This window comes from Schaalia suimastitidis DSM 15538 (genome assembly GCF_000429105.1).
Lineage (GTDB): Bacteria > Actinomycetota > Actinomycetes > Actinomycetales > Actinomycetaceae > Pauljensenia > Pauljensenia suimastitidis.
In genome coordinates, this window is the sequence record NZ_AUBF01000006.1 from 401,808 (window position 1) to 417,961 (window position 16,154).

Annotated in this window: 12 protein-coding genes; 3 read left to right on the forward strand and 9 right to left on the reverse strand. The window is 55.4% G+C overall.

The window, feature by feature from the left end; all coding sequences use genetic code 11:
- Window positions 1-5 precede the first annotated feature (5 nt).
- Window positions 6-818: an HAD-IIA family hydrolase gene (locus G438_RS0101790; protein WP_420804712.1), complete on the reverse strand. Its 813-nt coding sequence runs from the start codon at window positions 816-818 to the stop codon at window positions 6-8.
- A 57-nt stretch (window positions 819-875) separates the two neighbouring features.
- A complete protein-coding gene (locus tag G438_RS0101795; RefSeq protein ID WP_026459904.1) occupies window positions 876-1,388 on the reverse strand; it encodes a PH domain-containing protein in 513 nt (170 codons plus the stop codon).
- An 83-nt stretch (window positions 1,389-1,471) separates the two neighbouring features.
- Between G438_RS0101795 and G438_RS10280 the strand changes: the two genes are divergently transcribed.
- The 3 genes from G438_RS10280 to fbaA all read left to right on the forward strand — a co-directional run bounded on the left by G438_RS10280 (window position 1,472) and on the right by fbaA (window position 7,356).
- A complete protein-coding gene (locus G438_RS10280; protein WP_051259217.1) occupies window positions 1,472-2,092 on the forward strand; it encodes a TrmH family RNA methyltransferase in 621 nt (206 codons plus the stop codon).
- Between the two features lie 127 nt (window positions 2,093-2,219).
- On the forward strand, window positions 2,220-6,062 hold the full coding sequence (locus tag G438_RS10285) for a family 20 glycosylhydrolase (RefSeq protein WP_165569217.1): 3,843 nt from the start codon (window positions 2,220-2,222) through the stop codon (window positions 6,060-6,062).
- Between the two features lie 265 nt (window positions 6,063-6,327).
- On the forward strand, window positions 6,328-7,356 hold the full coding sequence (gene fbaA / locus G438_RS0101810) for a class II fructose-bisphosphate aldolase (protein WP_026459905.1): 1,029 nt from the start codon (window positions 6,328-6,330) through the stop codon (window positions 7,354-7,356).
- Window positions 7,357-7,487: 131 nt separating this feature from the next.
- Here fbaA and G438_RS10290 read toward each other — a convergent pair whose 3' ends face one another.
- The 7 genes from G438_RS10290 to G438_RS0101845 form a co-directional block, all read right to left on the reverse strand.
- Entirely contained in the window at window positions 7,488-8,498 is a 1,011-nt protein-coding gene (locus tag G438_RS10290; protein ID WP_084402933.1) for a sugar-binding transcriptional regulator, read from the reverse strand.
- A gap of 39 nt (window positions 8,499-8,537) precedes the next feature.
- Complete coding sequence (locus G438_RS0101820; RefSeq protein WP_026459906.1) at window positions 8,538-10,229, reverse strand: ribulokinase; 1,692 nt, start codon at window positions 10,227-10,229, stop codon at window positions 8,538-8,540.
- A gap of 92 nt (window positions 10,230-10,321) precedes the next feature.
- Window positions 10,322-11,686: a sn-glycerol-1-phosphate dehydrogenase gene (locus tag G438_RS0101825; protein WP_026459907.1), complete on the reverse strand. Its 1,365-nt coding sequence runs from the start codon at window positions 11,684-11,686 to the stop codon at window positions 10,322-10,324.
- 27 nt (window positions 11,687-11,713) lie between these two features.
- Window positions 11,714-13,276 (reverse strand): FGGY-family carbohydrate kinase, encoded by a 1,563-nt coding sequence (locus tag G438_RS0101830; protein ID WP_026459908.1) that lies wholly within the window; start codon window positions 13,274-13,276, stop codon window positions 11,714-11,716.
- 44 nt (window positions 13,277-13,320) lie between these two features.
- Window positions 13,321-14,193 carry an HAD-IIA family hydrolase gene (locus G438_RS0101835; RefSeq protein WP_034284617.1) on the reverse strand — a complete coding sequence of 291 codons (873 nt, stop codon included), beginning with the start codon at window positions 14,191-14,193 and terminating at the stop codon, window positions 13,321-13,323.
- 32 nt (window positions 14,194-14,225) lie between these two features.
- Complete coding sequence (locus G438_RS0101840) at window positions 14,226-15,179, reverse strand: DUF7973 family transport facilitator (protein WP_026459910.1); 954 nt, start codon at window positions 15,177-15,179, stop codon at window positions 14,226-14,228.
- 215 nt (window positions 15,180-15,394) lie between these two features.
- Entirely contained in the window at window positions 15,395-15,856 is a 462-nt protein-coding gene (locus G438_RS0101845; RefSeq protein WP_026459911.1) for an RpiB/LacA/LacB family sugar-phosphate isomerase, read from the reverse strand.
- Window positions 15,857-16,154: the final 298 nt, after the last annotated feature.

Genomic DNA, 16,154 nt, shown 5'->3' on the forward strand with positions numbered 1-16,154 from the left:
GTAGTCTACCGGGTGGCTTCAACGAGTTCGATGAGTTCACCAATGCCTTCATGGATACCAAAGGGGCGGAAGGGGAAAGTTTCGACTTGTTCAAGAGAGGTCGAGCCAGAAAGAACAAGATGGGTGCGCAACCCTGCTTCAACACCGGCTTGTACGTCGGTGTCCATCCGGTCCCCTACCATGGCAGCATTTTCCGAGTGTGCGCCGATCTTATTGAGGCCAGCGCGGATCATCACGGGATTTGGCTTGCCCACAAAATACGGTGTGCGACCTGTCGCAGCTTGGATCATCGAGGCGATCGACCCTGTGGCAGGTAAGGTTCCTTCATCTGACGGGCCGGTAACGTCGGGGTTGGTGGCGATAAATTTCGCGCCGTTTTCGATGAGGCGGATAGCACGAGTCAGCGCGTTAAAGTCGTAGTTTCGTGTCTCGCCGAGGACCACGTACTCAGGGTCTTGGTCAGTCATCACATAACCAGCACCGTGCAACGCGGTGGTAAGCCCCGCCTCGCCAATGACGAATGCGGTGGACTGTGGTGACTGTTGCGAGAGGAATGCCGCCGTGGCGTTGGCGGAGGTCCAAATACGTTCTTCAGGCACGTTGAGGCCCGAGCGTTCCAGGCGGGCTGCTAGGTCACGATTTGTGAAGATTGAATTATTTGTGAGGACAAGGAATGGCAAACCCTTGCGTTCGAGAGCATCAAGGAATTGTTGGGCACCTGGGAGCGCACGATTCTCTTTCACCAACACCCCGTCCATGTCGGACAGCCATGCAGTCACCGGGGGCAGGTCATGAAGCGACGTTGGAATATCAGCCATTGTTGTCATGACTCCAATGTAGTCATCACAGTGGCCAAAGACCAGATTTTGTGACATCTAGTCGGTCGGGTCGGCGTCGATTGCCCCTTGAACGTCGTTGAATAACAGATTCGACAATTCGATCTGTACCAGCGCAACTTTCGGCACGTCATGCAGGAGCAGTGGATCGTCAGAGCTTGTCTGCAGGGTAAGAGAACCGCAGCCAAATAGGCGGTCAATAAGGTCGCGCTCTTGAGATACGTCGGAGATACGTGACAGTGGTAGGTCGTGGCCGCGCCGTGTGATGATGCCATGGCGTGTGATCACACGTTTCGATGTCACGGTGTAGGTGGTGGTCAGCCACCGAAGCCATGGAATAAGGATCAGGGGAATGCTGATCGCCGCAAGTGCGGACCAAATAGCAACATGTGAATAGGGTGCCCATTGGGTAGGTAGGAGCACACTTGCAGTTGCGCCAATTGCGATCAGGGCAAGCCAAGCGACAATATTCCACAGAATCATTTTGAGATGCGAACGCATATGTCGAATGACGACTTCATCTTTGCTGAGTAGCTTCGGTGAAAGGACCATGCCTTAATCCTGCCATTACTTTGCTTCTCGCGGGGCGCTACAGTTGCCGGGTGGACGAAGTTATTGACGAGGCCAAGGCAGGTATGCCGACGCACGGCGTTGGGCCGTGGGAGGGGCCGTGGCCCAGTGGCGATCAATGGGACGTTGAGCTGCTCAAAGCAGGTGACCGTCGCAACGTTGAAGACCAGTACCGATACTGGACTATGGATGCTATTCGGGCAGATATTGCGGCACGTACCCTGCCTTTTGAAGTCGCCATCGAAAACCTTGAACACGATTTCAATATCGGGTCAATTGTGCGTACCGCGAATGCGCTAGGAGCCTCAAGGATCCATATCGTTGGTAGGCGCAGATGGAATCGTCGAGGCGCCATGGTGACAGACCGCTATATGGACGTTGTTCATCACGATGACGCGCACCTGTTTGGGCAGGATTGTCGTGCGCGTGGTGTCGAAATTGTGGGTGTCGATATTATTCCTGGCGCCACCCCTATTGATGCGGCGCCAGCGCCTGTGCCTGCCTGTTTGGTTTTTGGCGGAGAGTCGGATGGATTGAGTGAGCAAATGCTGGCCCAATGCGCGCAGGTTGTGTATATCCCACAGCGTGGGTCTACGCGATCAATGAATGTGGGGCATGCGGCGGCCATCACCATGTGGACGTGGGTGCAGGCTTACCTTTCTGAAGGACGAACCTCCCATAGTTGAGTGAATGTGCAAATTTAACGCGCTATTTTGCAGTAAAGAGCGTTCTCTCCGCATAAAATAGTGCTGACGTGTGAGCAATCAAAGTCGATTATTTGCACGCAATGCACTCAATGTGGAGGTGAATACTTTGAGAAAAACACTCAAAACCCTTGTCGCTTCCGTGGCCCTTGGTGTGGTGGTAACCCTTGGCTTTGCGCCAGTAACCCCAGGACTGTTCACTACGCCAGCGGTAGCGACACCTACCCTGCCGGTCACAATCCCTGCACTGACGGGATGGACGCACACAGGGCAGACATGGACATTGGGCGCTGACACCGTCGTGGTGCGCGCCGATACCTTTGACACGCGCGCACAACTTCTTGTCGACGAACTCAGTGCCTACCTGGGTACGCCAGTACAAGAGAGCACATCGACACAGACCAGCCCGCATATCGTTCTCACAGTTGATGAGGCTCGTGCCACAGAACTCAAAGAGGAAGGCTATCAACTTTCCATCGCGCCCAGCGGCGTGACCATCACCGCCGCTACCGACGATGGACTCTTTTGGGGTACGCGCACACTGTCCCAAATGCTGCGCCAAACGCTTACGCTACCCACAGGCTCCGTCATCGACACCCCCAAATACGCTGAACGTGCGGTGACACTGTGTGCCTGCCAAATCAATATCGCCCCTGAATGGATTGACCGCTTCCTCAACGAAATGGCTGACCTTAAACTCAACCAAATCCTGCTTGAACTCAAAGTCAAGTCAGATCGTTACCCAGAAGCCAATACCTGGTCGTACTACACGCGCGAGGACATTAAAGCCCTTGTTGCAAAGGCTGATAGCTACGGTATCGACGTCATCCCCGAGATTAACTCGCCAGGACATATGAATATTTGGCTAGAAAACAAGCCTGAACTGCAACTGGTCAACAACGACGGTGTGCGTCAACCTGACAGACTCGACCTGTCTAAACCAGAGGCCGTGCAATTCTACAAGGACCTCATTGATGAATACGATGGCGTTTTTACCACCAAATGGTGGCATATGGGTGCCGACGAGTACATGATTAACTCAGGATTTCACAACTTCACGGCCCTAACCACGTGGGCACAACGCACCTACGGTGAAGGCGCCACCATTGGCGACGCCTTCATTGCCTTTATCAACGACGTCAACGCCCACGTAAAATCCAAGGGAATGAAACTCAGGATATGGAACGACGGCATCATCAACACCCAAGTGGTCTCCCTTGACCGCGATATCGTCGTCGAATACTGGCTGGGGAGCGGCCGACGGGCCAGCATAGTTGCCGCCGAAGGCTACAAACTGATGAATGCCCACAGCCACCTGTACTATTCACGAGGCGCTCCCACTGTTTACACGATCCAAGCACGCGGACCAGCTGCCCTATATGGGCGCTGGAATATCGGCAACTTCCCTGGCAACCAAAACCTCGGTGTCGACCACGAAGCGATCACTGGCGCGAAACTCTCCATCTGGCCTGACAATGGCATCCGCCAAACCGAAAATGAAGTCGAGGAAGAAATCAAAGACGGTCTACGTTTCGCCTCGCAACTTTTCTGGAGAGGAGCAATGCCGAGCGAAAACGTCACTTGGGATTCCTTTAAGAGTCAGCGAATCGACGTTATCGAACGCTCACCCCTATGGGAAAACCGTGATACCACCCCCATCGCTGAAGGATCGTCCTACCTCATTACCGATGCGCGTGGTGAGGGATTGTCCATTCGCAATAACCCAAGCACCCAAGGCGCCTCTGATACGTGGGCATTGCGTAAGACCCCAGATGGGTATTACCAACTTAAGTCTGTTGACGCCAACCGGTGTCTCGGCGTGTACACCGGCGACACCCACCTTTCCACCGTCACACAGGTGGGCGCCGCCGTCGACGCGCGTCCATGCGCGGCCGATATCGACTACCGCTGGCAAGTAGCTAATCAAGGGAATTATCAACTGCGTAACCCACAAAAGTGGGAACTGATCCCTGTCGACAAAGCGGCAGGGAGCTATCAGCTGCGCAACGCTGTGACTCTTCAACACCTTGTTGTCGCAACAGGACAAGAAGCCCAACATGTTGATTTTTGGGCGGATAATTCCAGGCGTCCTGCTGTAGGTAGCCTCGTGCAACTTCCTCATGACATGATCGTTGGCAACTCGTCAGTCTTCACCTTCTCGCACGACTCCCGTTCATTTACTGCGGTGGCAAGTACATCTCAAGGCACGGCGTTTCCAGCGGCCTCAGTGGTGGAAGGTATCAGTGACCAAGGCGAAGCCACAATTAGTGTGATGGTGACAAACACTGGTGACAGTGAATTAAGCAATGTGGAAGTCTCACCTCTACGTGCGTCAGGCTGGGCAGTATCTGGCGGGACGCAAAGTATCGCGACCATCGCGCCGGGCGAGGACGGGACAGTCACTTTCACCGCGCGACCGACGTGGCGCCTCGGTGAGTATTCCCTTCCTTTCCTTGTACGTGCTGCAGGGGCTGAACGCATCACCCGAGTCTCCGTGGTTGGCACCTGCGGGCCAGCATTCCAGCCCACCGCCTCGGCTACTGACTCACAAGAAACCAGGGGAGAAGGACCCGTCAATGGGCATCTAGCGGCGGCAAGCGACGGAAATCCAGCGACTTTCTGGCATACACAATGGCAGGGGAGTACACCTGGATTCCCTCACTGGATCGAAGTCGACCTTGGCCAAGCGCGTCAAGTGTGTGGTTATGCGTACTTGCCTCGCCAGGGTTCGACACCAAACGGGCGCGTGAAAGACTACCGTCTTAGCGCATACAACGATCCTGCTCAGGCCCAGATAGGCGACGTAGTCGCCGCTGGCAGCCTACCCAATTCCACTGAGCGCACCTACATTGCGCTTCCCGGAGTCAACGCACGCTACCTCCGTTTCACTGGCCTCAATGCTCAACCAGACGTTGGCGACTCCGCTGTCATGTCAGCTGCTGAAATCTCAGTAGTGCTTGGGACATTGCCGCCTCAGCCAACTCTGGTGACACCACAAGCAGTGACATTCAATGCCGACACCTACCGCATACCTGACGTTGAGGGCGTCGAATACTTCGCAGGCGATACGCGTGTGGAGGCAGGTGAATACGATGCCACACCCGGGGCGAAAGTGACGATCAGTGCGCGACCGGTTGCTGGATACGACTTTACTGACGAGGCAGACACGCAGTGGAGCCACCACTTTGTCCGCGTTATCACGCCAGTAGAAGTCACCTTCGATGACATGAATTTGACCTACACCATTCCTGAGGTCGACGGTGTTGAATACCGCTACGGGTCGACAGTGACATCGGCAGGTACCCATAAAGCAACATATGGAGAGCTTATTGCGATCGCCGCAACACTCACTGACGCCGAAAACATCCGTTTCCTTGAAGGTGCAGTCACGGAATGGTCACATACATTCCCGCAAGAGCCAAGTACGCCTCGTCCAAACGATCCTTCACAAGAACAGCCAGTTGATGCGATTCGTATTGAGCCTGGCGGTGCCCGTATCGTTCCAGGGGCCACGCTCACCATCACCGGCACCGGTTTTGCGCCAGGCGCACAGGTCAGTGGCGTAATCCATTCCGACCCCATCAATTTGGGTACTGTCGCGGCCGATACTGTCGGCACGGCGGTCTTCAAGGTGATGCTTCCGTCAACCATTACTCTGGGTGAGCACACAGTGACACTCAGTGATGCTGTCACAGGACGCGTGGTGAAGAAAACCTTCCAGGTCGTCGCCACATCGACTGGCGGAAACGATGATGGATCCAGCAGCACGTTGTCAGGCGTGAACAAGTCTGTGCAGCAAGGCACAAGTTCTTTGGGCACAGCTGCCGCGAATACGAAGGTCAAATCTGGACTTGCAAAGACGGGCACGAATACGCAGTACGTGATCCTGCTTGCAGGTGCGCTTGTGGTTGCGGGCGCGCTGGCCTTCAAAGTGATGACGCGACGCCGATAGCTCAGCACCATTGACACCCCTCGGGGCCCTGCTACGGCAGGGCCCCGAAATCGCGCATGCGCCCCATGGCGGCGAGGTCTTGGCTCCAGACCCGGTGCGCGCCCACCTCGGCAATGTCAGACGGGGGACGGGATTTGCTCGCCTGTGAACTGGCCCGATGTCCATTTTGTGAACACCTATGTGCAAAGGGACTTCGTACCTCACTAGGGAGGACGCAAATGTGAAACAATACTCCTGCAATCGTTGTGTCTATTAGGAGGCTATTGTGCCCATCGCAACCCCTGAGACTTATGCAGAAATGCTCGACCGCGCCAAGGCAGGCAAATTCGCTTACCCGGCTATTAACATCACCTCTTCCCAGACGGTGACCGCCGCTATCCAAGGCTTCGCTGAAGCAGGCTCGGACGGCATCATTCAGGTCTCCGTGGGTGGTGCGGAATACGCATCCGGATCCACCATCAAGAACCGCGTTACAGGCTCGCTGGCACTTGCTGCTTACGCACGCGAAGTTGCCAAGAACTACGACGTGACCATCGCTCTGCACACCGACCACTGCGCAAAGCAGAACATTGACTCATGGCTGCGTCCGCTGCTTGAACTCTCCGCTGAAGAAGTCAAGGCTGGCCGCCTGCCCTTCTTCCAGTCCCACATGTGGGACGGTTCAGCTGTGCCGCTCGAAGAGAACCTCGAAATCGCAAAGGAAATGCTGGCTCTTTCGCGCGCTGCTCGCACCATCCTCGAAGTAGAAATTGGTGTCGTTGGTGGCGAAGAAGACGGCGTCGTTGGCGAAATCAACGAAAAGCTCTACACCACCACCGAAGATGCCCTCAAGACCGTTGAGGCTCTTGGCTTGGGTGAAAACGGCCGCTACCTGACTGCTCTGACCTTCGGCAACGTGCACGGTGTGTACAAGCCGGGCCACGTCAAGCTCCGCCCCGAAATCCTGGGCACCATCCAGGAAGAGGTCGCCGCTGCTGTGGGTCACCCCAACAACCGCCCCTTCGACCTCGTGATGCACGGCGGCTCCGGCTCCACCGCAGAAGAAATCGCACTGGCTGTTGCTAATGGCGTTATCAAGATGAACGTCGACACTGACACCCAGTACGCCTTCACCCGCCCCGTCGTGGAGCACATGTTCCGCAACTACGACGGCGTCCTCAAGATTGACGGCGAAGTCGGCAACAAGAAGATGTACGACCCCCGTTCGTGGGGCAAGTCCGCTGAAGCGGGTATGGCGGCACGCGTTGTCGAGGCATGCGAACGCCTGGGCTCGGTCGGCACCAAGATGGCCTGACATTTCTTTGGCTTCGCCTATTGGCGAGGCAGTGGCGAGGCCCGTTCCCCACACTGGGGTGGCGGGCCTCGCCTCTTTGTGTATCCCTCAACGACTACTCGTAGTCAACAGGTGTCGGCCCGACACTCTGCTTATTCACAGGTAGGGTCCGTCAGATTATCGCCGCCTGCGCCCGTATGCACATATGACGTATGAGGTGGAATAAGACAAGGATCCACAATCATTTCTGCTGTCGTTGCGTCGGTGATAACCACATTGGCGTAGCCCGCCGATAAACTCACGCGCAACGGCAACGCTTTTGCGGCTCCTGAACCAACAGCGACAGAATGCTTGGCTTCCCGAACAGCGTGCAAAGGCACCGCAATGGTCCGCATTTCGAGTTCTTTAGATACGATCTTTCCCTGCGCATCAACGAAATGCGAGAACAAATCGGTCACAGCACCCATTGCTTTGAGGCGAGCCATCCCGCGTTCAGTAAGGAAACCTGAGCGAACCAGCACCGAATCAGGTTCGAGAATACCTGGCGAAAACATCAACACATCAGCCTGAGGTGCTTGGACAAGGGTTCGAGCAACCGAAGGTTCGCGTCGCAGCCACTGACCCAGTTTCACTTCTGTCACGATGGCTGGAGCGGGAATCATATGGCCTACCCCCTTGCCCCGACGAGCCATCAGACCAATAGAATCAGCAACCTCGTCATCATTCGAACGGACCAGACCACCGTAGGTCTGGAATACCTCCAAATTGACCGTCCACCCCTCCGGCATCGCGCGGGCCACAGACGTCATCGTACGTCCCCAAGCAATACCCAAAGATTGTACTTTCGGACGGATTCCCATAAGGTATTCAGCTGCCGCAGCGGAGACGAGCGCAGCGGTTGCGCTCGCCCCGCTTTGCTGTGGCATGACCACAGCCTCGCGAAGAGAAAAGGCAGCACATAGTGCCTCTTCCAGATCACGCATCCGAGCGTGGGGATGGTTAATGGTGATGGTCACCATCCCCGACGCTCGGGCTTCCTCTAAGAGGCGACCAACAGTCCATCGCGTGCATTTAAGGCGATCAGCGATCGCTGCTTGTGTCATATTCTCGTAGTAATACAACTGCGCAGCGCGCAGCATCGCCTGTTCGCGAGAGCCGTCCATCATACCTCCAAACTACCTCTTAAAAGCACTGACAGCCGATTAGTTGGTATCGCCCTGCCTTGCTTCACGTACACGCGCACGTATCTTTTTCAACTCGTGCATCGTCTGGTCCGCTCGACCAAAAAGGTGATACAGATGACGGTAGTGAGTGAAAAGCTCGTCGTAGCGCTTAGAAGCGTCCTCGCGCGGCACGTAGGATTCTTCAGTGACTCTGGCCATTACTTGACATGCTGTGGGCACATCAGGGTGGATACCTGCAGCCACAGCGGCGAAAATCGCTGAACCGTGGGCTCCAGCCTGCTCGATGGTGGCGCAACGCAGCGGTCGTCGCGTCACATCGGCATACATTTGCATGAGGAAACGGTTCTTTAGCAGACCACCCGCCACACGTATCTCATCCACAGGAACACCGTGTGCCTCGTAATTATCAATAATGATGCGTGCCCCAAAGGCAGTGGACTCCATTAAAGCGCGGTACTGATCCTCGGGGGTCGTGGTCAGTGTTTGACCGATTATCAGCCCTGACAAATTCGCATCAACCAGAATGGACCGATTGCCATTCCACCAATCAAGTGCGACAAGACCGTGTTCGCCAATGTCTTGTGCTGCAGCCTTTTCGGCGAGCAACGCGTGGACCGATATCCCACGCTGGCGTGCCTGCTCATGATATTCCGGCGGCACACAGGTGTTGACGAACCACGCGAAGATATCGCCAACGGCCGACTGTCCACTCTCGTAGCCCCACGACCCTTCGACAACACCACCGTCAACCACACCAAAACAGCCTGGCACCTCGTGAAATTCGGCACTGGGAAGGATCCAACAACTAGAGGTTCCAAGGATTCCAGTGAGCTGTCCAGGACGGACAGCGTCAACCGAAGCGGCATGCACATGGGCATCAATATTGCCTGCTGCCACTACAATGCCTGCATCCACGCCAAATAACTGAGCCCACTCTTCGCTCACACCCCCCACCTTGTGTCCAAGCGGCACAATCGGATGGGACATCTTGTCGTCAAAAACACCACCAAAATCAGGATGGAGAGCCTCAAGAAAATCGCGGCTGGGGTACGTGCCGTCTTGGTACATCCGTTTATACCCAGAGTCACCTGCGGCGTACGCACAAACGCCAGTCAGCCTCCACGTCATCCAGTCCACCAGATCGACGATCTCAGCGGTGGCATGGTACAGCTGCGGCGCATTTTCAAGAACCTCAAGGGACTTTGGCAGAAGCATCTCTGACGAGAGGGTGCCACCATAGCGAGGAAGCCACTCTTCGCCTCGTTGCTGTGCCAAGGCAATAATGCGTTCCACTTGGCTTTGAGCGCCGTGATGTTTCCACAGCTTCAAATAGGCCTGCGGTTCATTGGCGAACTCCGGATATTCGCACATAGGTTTTCCAGCAGCATCGGTCAAGATTACTGTTGACGAGGTGCCATCAAGCCCGACCGCACGTATCGCCTTCGGATCCACCCCTGAAGCGGCAATCGCCGCAGGAACAACCTCTTTGAGTGAGGCGAGGTAGTCACCAGGCACCTGAAGCGCAAAATCTGGCGGTAATTCGCGGCCATCACCTGCAGTGAATACGCGATCCATAATTGGTGTCTCGTATTCACTGACCGCGTCCCCAAGTACTTCACCGTCACTGGCACGCACAATCGCCGCGCGCACCGACAGGGTGCCGAAATCTAGTCCGAGAAGATAAATGTCATTGAGATTATTCGTGTTCATCATTGACCTCGAAAATAACGACAGGCCGACGCCTGTGAAAATCTAAAGAGAAAAGTGTGGCTAGGGCACGTCTATGCCCTAGCCACCAGTTATCAGACTTGAGGAGTCGCGTTGCGTCCCCAATATCCGTCAGGCGAGAAGAGATGCTCAACGATGTCACCGAATAATCCGATGTCAGTGAGCATGTCGAGGATCGTGTACCGCGGGCGAATCATCTGCGCTTTGATATGTGTCGCCCGGAACCGTTCCTGATCGATACCAATCATCTGAGGGTGGTAGGGAGCACCAACCGCCTTGAGCATGGCAACGGCCTCGTCAGGGCTGATCAGCTGCGGTGCGGCGCGTTCAACGATACGAGGCCAAGTCTGCCGTATCGCTTCGATTCGTTCACGTAGCGCCTCGCCTTGAAGGTTTTTTCCGACCGCGTGGACAGATGCTTCGTCGGCAATGCGGGGAATTAACAGTGCACGCACACGTCTGTCGATCTCCTCGTCACTGACGGCAGCTGCGACGATGGCGTCAACATCTAATGCGTCCATATCGATAGCGAGCGCTTCTTCCCACAGTGCCAACGAGGCGACGGTCCCCACCCCCACCTTCATTCCATGCGACAGCGGAGGTTCCCAATCAAGGCCATGCCCTTCCATCTCCCACACGTGCGAGAATTGATGCCCTGCTCCTGACGCAGGCCGTGAGGACTTCGCTGCCTGCATTGCCAGTCCGGACATGATATTTCCTTCAGCCAAACCGGTGATGGCATCAGGATCTCCCGCAGCGATCTTCTCGGGGTCTTTCAAGGCATCCCGTAAAGGCTTTTGGACGAGGTCCCACACATAGGGGTCGATCGCTTCAATGCCGAGCTCATCCGCGAGAATCCAGTCGGCGCCAGCAGGGATTTTCTCGATGAGATCACCATAGCCGGTTGCTGTGAGTCGTTGCGGTGCCTCGGCAATGACTGAAAGATCCGCCACTAGTGCCGCAGGTGCTGGGCAGTTGCGCGTAATTTTAAAACCATCCTTCGAGATTGAAGCACCAAAGGATGCGTAGCCATCGACGGAGGCGGCAGTGCAGACATTCATATAAGGACGCCCAAGTTCACCTGAGGCGAGTTTCGCAATGTCATTGAGTGTGCCCGCGGCAATCGAACACACGATGACACCGTCAAGAGCACGTAGGTGCTCGCGCAGAATCTCGACATTGTCGTAACCGGCGTACAAGGTTGGAGTCCCAGGGAAAATATAGGGCTCAACCATTTCTACGCCTGCTGCCTCCAACGCGGCTGTCACACCCTGGCCTGCCGCAGCGAAGGTGTTGTCGTCAGCAACAATGATTGCTTTTTTCCCTGGAAAAACTCGCGAAAATAGCTCTCCTGTTTGGTCCAGGACCTGCTTGCCAAACACAATGTCTTGTGTTTCATCGGCGGTTTTCAGCGCTTGTTTGATGCGTTCATCAGACATGAGGTGGTACTTTCTCCCGATATGGCCTTATGCCAGGTGGTCAACCATGTCGTGTGAAAGGTCTTGCACACGCGGGTAGGTTTCCATGTACTTTTCCAGGTAGAACTGGTATTCGCCGTGGACGTCGGCGCGCGGTTCAATACGTTCGGTCTCCCGCACCATATGCGCCGCCGCTTCTTGAATACTGGCGTAGTGTCCGGCACCAACGGCGGCGAGCATACACGACCCCAGGACCACGGCGTCGCCCACCTCTGTGAGGGTCACGGGCACACCCGTGACATCTGCATGCATCTGCATCCAGTCACGTGACTTGGTGGCACCTCCACATGCCACCATTTCGGTGGTGGTGAAGCCCGCGTCGGAGAAGGCTTTGAGGACGTGGGCGGTGCCGTAGCACACTGATTCCATAATGGCGTGGTAGAAGTGCTCGGGGGTGGTGCCAAGGGTAAGACCCGTCATGACACCGCGTGCCTTCGAATCGGTGTATGGAGTGCGGTTTCCTTGGAAGTATTCGTTGATGATCAGGCCGTCGGAACCAACAGGGATTTGTGCAGCCCGTTCGTCCAGGATCTTGTACGGGTTGAGGCCAAGGCGTTCGGCAGCAGCGGTCAGGTCGCGGCAGAAATGATCTTTGAACCATTTCAGGACCGACCCGGAGGAGACAAGCCCACCTTCGCAGGTGTATTGGCCTGGGATCACGCCGTCGGTGTATCCGCCAAAGAAGCCGCGTCCGTGGAGAGGCGTCGCCGATTGTCCGGTGATGACATGAGACGAACCAGTAATAATGGCGGTCTTGCCTGGGTCAACAACGCCGAGGCCGATTTGGCCAGCCCACGCGTCAGGGCAGCCCTGCGCTACGGGTGTTCCTGGGAGTAGGCCGAGGTCTTGTGCGGGTCCGGCAGCTAATCCTCCAACTGGCGTTCCCAGGTCAAGGATGCGTTCAGGGATCTTTTCGAATACGTCACCGCACCCAATATGTTCGTAGAACTCAACAGGCCATCCACCTTTGTCGCGGTTGTAGTACATGCGGAGGGCAGCGGAATTGATATTGAGTGTCCACTCGCCGGTGAGTTTGTAGGTGAGCCACTCGGGTGCGTCGACAAGACGGTATGCCTGACGATAAATATCCGGTTCGTTCTCTTTTAGCCAGGCAGCTTTAAACGGGTACCATTCGGCGGTGGCTGGCATCGTTCCCCCACCGTTGTAGAGGCGAGCCCAGTGGTCAATGGTTTCCGCACGTGCAGATTGTTCTGTTGCCCGCACATCCATCCACATAATTGCGGGACGTAATTCATGACCGTTCTGGTCCATAGCGACGACTGTCATCGTGGTGGCATCGTATGAAATGCCACTGATTTCGCGTGCGGGAATACCTGTGTCGGTCATGACCCTGCGGGTCGAGGCGATGAGGGCTTCCCACCAATCTTGGGGGCTTTGTTCAGCCCGACCTGGGCGCGGGTGCGAGGTGACGTATGGTGTTGCGGCAAAGGCGATGGGGTGCCCAGCTAGGTCGAAGATTGCGGCGCGGCACGATTCGGTGCCGAAGTCGATGCCGAGCAGGAAAGGACCGTCATATGTGGGAGGTACCATTGTTTTCTCCATTCTGAAATATCACAGCATTGTGGTGGGTCGTATTAGGAAATGGGGTCATTCTCGTCGGTCCATCCCAACTCGTTCCACAGTGTTTGCGGAATAAGTCGATCGACGCGATCGAGGACAAATGTGGGTCGTTGCCGCTCAGGCAACGCGTTGACGTCGGCGAGCGTGTTTTCACCGGTCAGCGGTAGTGCCGACAACATATTGGTGCGGATCGCCATTTGAATATCCGTACTCAAACGGTCGCCCACCATCATGCATCGCTCAACTTGGACACTCAGGTCACCGATGGCTGCTTCAAGCATGACGGGATTCGGTTTGCCGACGATTACCTCGCAGCGTGCCCCCGTGCATGCTTCAATCGCGGCAATGATTGAAGCACAATCCGGTTCTCCTCTTCCTCCTGGGAAAGGACAGAATCGGTCGGGGTTGGTTGCCACTAGTGTTGCGCGTTTGTGGAACCAAATGGCGTCAAAGGCGATTTGGAGTTTGCGGTAGTCAAATGTGCGGTCGTAAGAGGCGACAACTATGTCAATTTCTTCAGGTTTGTCGCTCATGGCGATACCTGCCCGCGCGAAGGCCCGGATCAGTGGCTCCTCGGCAATCGGAAAGACGACGGCACCGGGGCGGTGCGTTGTCAGCCATGTGGTCATGGTGACGACCGTATTTGCGATTTCGTCCACTGGGGTAGGAAGACCAAGACGTTCGAGTTTTTTGGCGTACTGAACCGGGTCCTTCGTGGGGTTATTCGAAAGGAAACGGACTGGGATGCGACGACGTCGCAGCTCTTCTATGAGGCGTTTAGCACCCGGTAGAAAATGATCGCCTAGGTAAATCGTGCCATCCATATCAAATACGTAGGCGTCACACAACGTGGTTGGCCACGATGTCAGCATTGACGGGTATCCCATGGCTTGTCCTCTCGAAACTCAAATGTCGCTGATCAGAAGGCAGAAGCGGTGACTAACACAGCGGTGGTCATGAACCAAATCACGCCTGCTGGAGGATCAATGTGCGTGTCTCCATGATTGTTGAACAGTCGAGCAAAGTATTCGCAGGCAAAACCAGAGATAATGCCGAACAACGTTCCAATAAGGACTGCAAGCAAACCATTTTCAGTAATCAGGAAGAACTTCACTGACGCCAGTGCAGCAATGATGGTCATATGGTGCGTGACCGGGAACTTCAGGCCGCCAGCGACGAAGAAGATGCACAGTGCTGAGATTGCGAAGGGAAGTGTTTGGGCGATACCGATAACGATGTCAGGTTGAGCGCTCGCGGGAGCAACGTACCCGACGAGGATTGCAGAAATACCTGCAGCGAAGAACGAGGCGGAGGCTGATACGACGAGCAACTGTCCAGGGGTTTCCTGCCAGCGCAGCCAGCATGCCTGGTCATTAGGTTTGGTGAGTTTATGGGCCACTCCTGTTTTACCGAAAAGTAGTCGAGCGAGGATCGCGGATGTCACTACGGTGAATGCGACGCTATCGGTATTAGCTCCAAACCATGGAATGAGTGTGACGAGTTTTTGGAATATGTACCCAAATGCACCAAATAGTGCGCCAACCAGCAGGACAGCTGGCTGTCCGAGGCCAGCTAAGGGTGTGCTGACATCGCGCCCCGTGGGGAAGGGTCCTTTTTTTGCTGCATAGGCTGCTGCGGCAACGCCGCCTGCGAAGGCAATATGTGGGCCAAAGGCAGGACCGAAAGCCACGTAGTCGAGGACCATTGTGGAGCCGGTACCTGCAGCAACACCGAGGCCAGTAAGGATCATGACGCCGGTGAAGCTGAAGGCGTAGTTAGCGCCGATCATGGCCCCAAAGGCGCCGCCAGCAAAGGCGGCAAGTAGCCAGAATAAGTCCATCGACAGGAATGTGATCATCGAGTCGGGTGTCATTGCTTCCTCCTTGAAGTAGGTGACAGTTGAAGGTGAGAACCCTTGTGAGCAGTGCAGCGCTGAGGGGTCGTGACGGCGATCAGTGCTGTACTGAGTCCTAGTGGGATACGGAGCCGTCATGTCTATCGCGGCGTGTGTTGTTCAGGTAAAGCAGGTGTTAATGGACAAGAGGCGGTGCCGTGAATACAACCGTTGAGGCTTATTAGCGTGAGAAATTAACTGAGCGACTTGTCGTATGAATCGAGGGCAGCAACCTTTGGTGCCGATGGGGAGTGCGGATCAAATTGGTAGCCCAGCCATTCAGTTGTCAGGCGTTTGGCTAGTTCAAGACCGATGACACGTTGTCCGAAGCACAGAACCTGCGCATTATTTGACATGACCAGACGTTCAACCGAAAAGGAATCGTGTGCTGTCGAGGCGCGAATCCCCGGCACCTTATTTGCGCTCATCGCCATCCCCATGCCGGTGCCACACACGAAAAGCCCGCGATCGGCTTGACCTTGAGCAATTAAACGGGCGGCCTGAACGCCGACATGCGGGTAGTCAACGTCTTCCCCTGGAGCCAAACCTGCGTCGATAACGGCATCAACACGAGGGTCGTTCTCCAGAAGGTCTTTCAACACTTCCTTATATTCCACGCCTGCGCTGTCAGCTGCGACAACGATCGTGTATCCCATGATGGCCTCCTTGCTCATAGGCCCGCCAATTCGTTGAGCGGGTCAGCTAATTGAGATTCTTATGCCTCAAGGAGTGGGATTTCTTCGTCTGCACCCACGCGCAGAAGTGGAGTGTATGCACTTTCGTGTCAATCGAAAAAGATGCGTGACAAATACTTGTTCCCACCCTAAGATTCGCACTGGCAGACGTGTTAATTTGCCGCTTGAACAGTGCATTGATGCGAAGTGCTTCCCGATAGTTGCCCGAAGATGTGTATCTTCGGGCAAAAAGTAGGGCAGGCATTGAATGACACCATGT

Bases quoted from the DNA above. Each gene is read 5' to 3' on its own strand.
- G438_RS0101820 (WP_026459906.1), bottom strand. From the start codon at position 10,229: ATGAACACGAATAATCTCAATGACATTTATCTTCTCGGACTAGATTTC.
- G438_RS10280 (WP_051259217.1), top strand. From the start codon at position 1,472: ATGCCGACGCACGGCGTTGGGCCGTGGGAGGGGCCGTGGCCCAGTGGC.
- G438_RS0101840 (WP_026459910.1), bottom strand. From the start codon at position 15,179: ATGACACCCGACTCGATGATCACATTCCTGTCGATGGACTTATTCTGG.
- G438_RS10290 (WP_084402933.1), bottom strand. From the start codon at position 8,498: ATGGACGGCTCTCGCGAACAGGCGATGCTGCGCGCTGCGCAGTTGTAT.
- G438_RS0101830 (WP_026459908.1), bottom strand. From the start codon at position 13,276: ATGGTACCTCCCACATATGACGGTCCTTTCCTGCTCGGCATCGACTTC.
- G438_RS0101835 (WP_034284617.1), bottom strand. From the start codon at position 14,193: ATGGGATACCCGTCAATGCTGACATCGTGGCCAACCACGTTGTGTGAC.
- G438_RS0101790 (WP_420804712.1), bottom strand. From the start codon at position 818: ATGGCTGATATTCCAACGTCGCTTCATGACCTGCCCCCGGTGACTGCA.
- G438_RS0101825 (WP_026459907.1), bottom strand. From the start codon at position 11,686: ATGTCTGATGAACGCATCAAACAAGCGCTGAAAACCGCCGATGAAACA.
- G438_RS0101845 (WP_026459911.1), bottom strand. From the start codon at position 15,856: ATGGGATACACGATCGTTGTCGCAGCTGACAGCGCAGGCGTGGAATAT.
- G438_RS0101795 (WP_026459904.1), bottom strand. From the start codon at position 1,388: ATGGTCCTTTCACCGAAGCTACTCAGCAAAGATGAAGTCGTCATTCGA.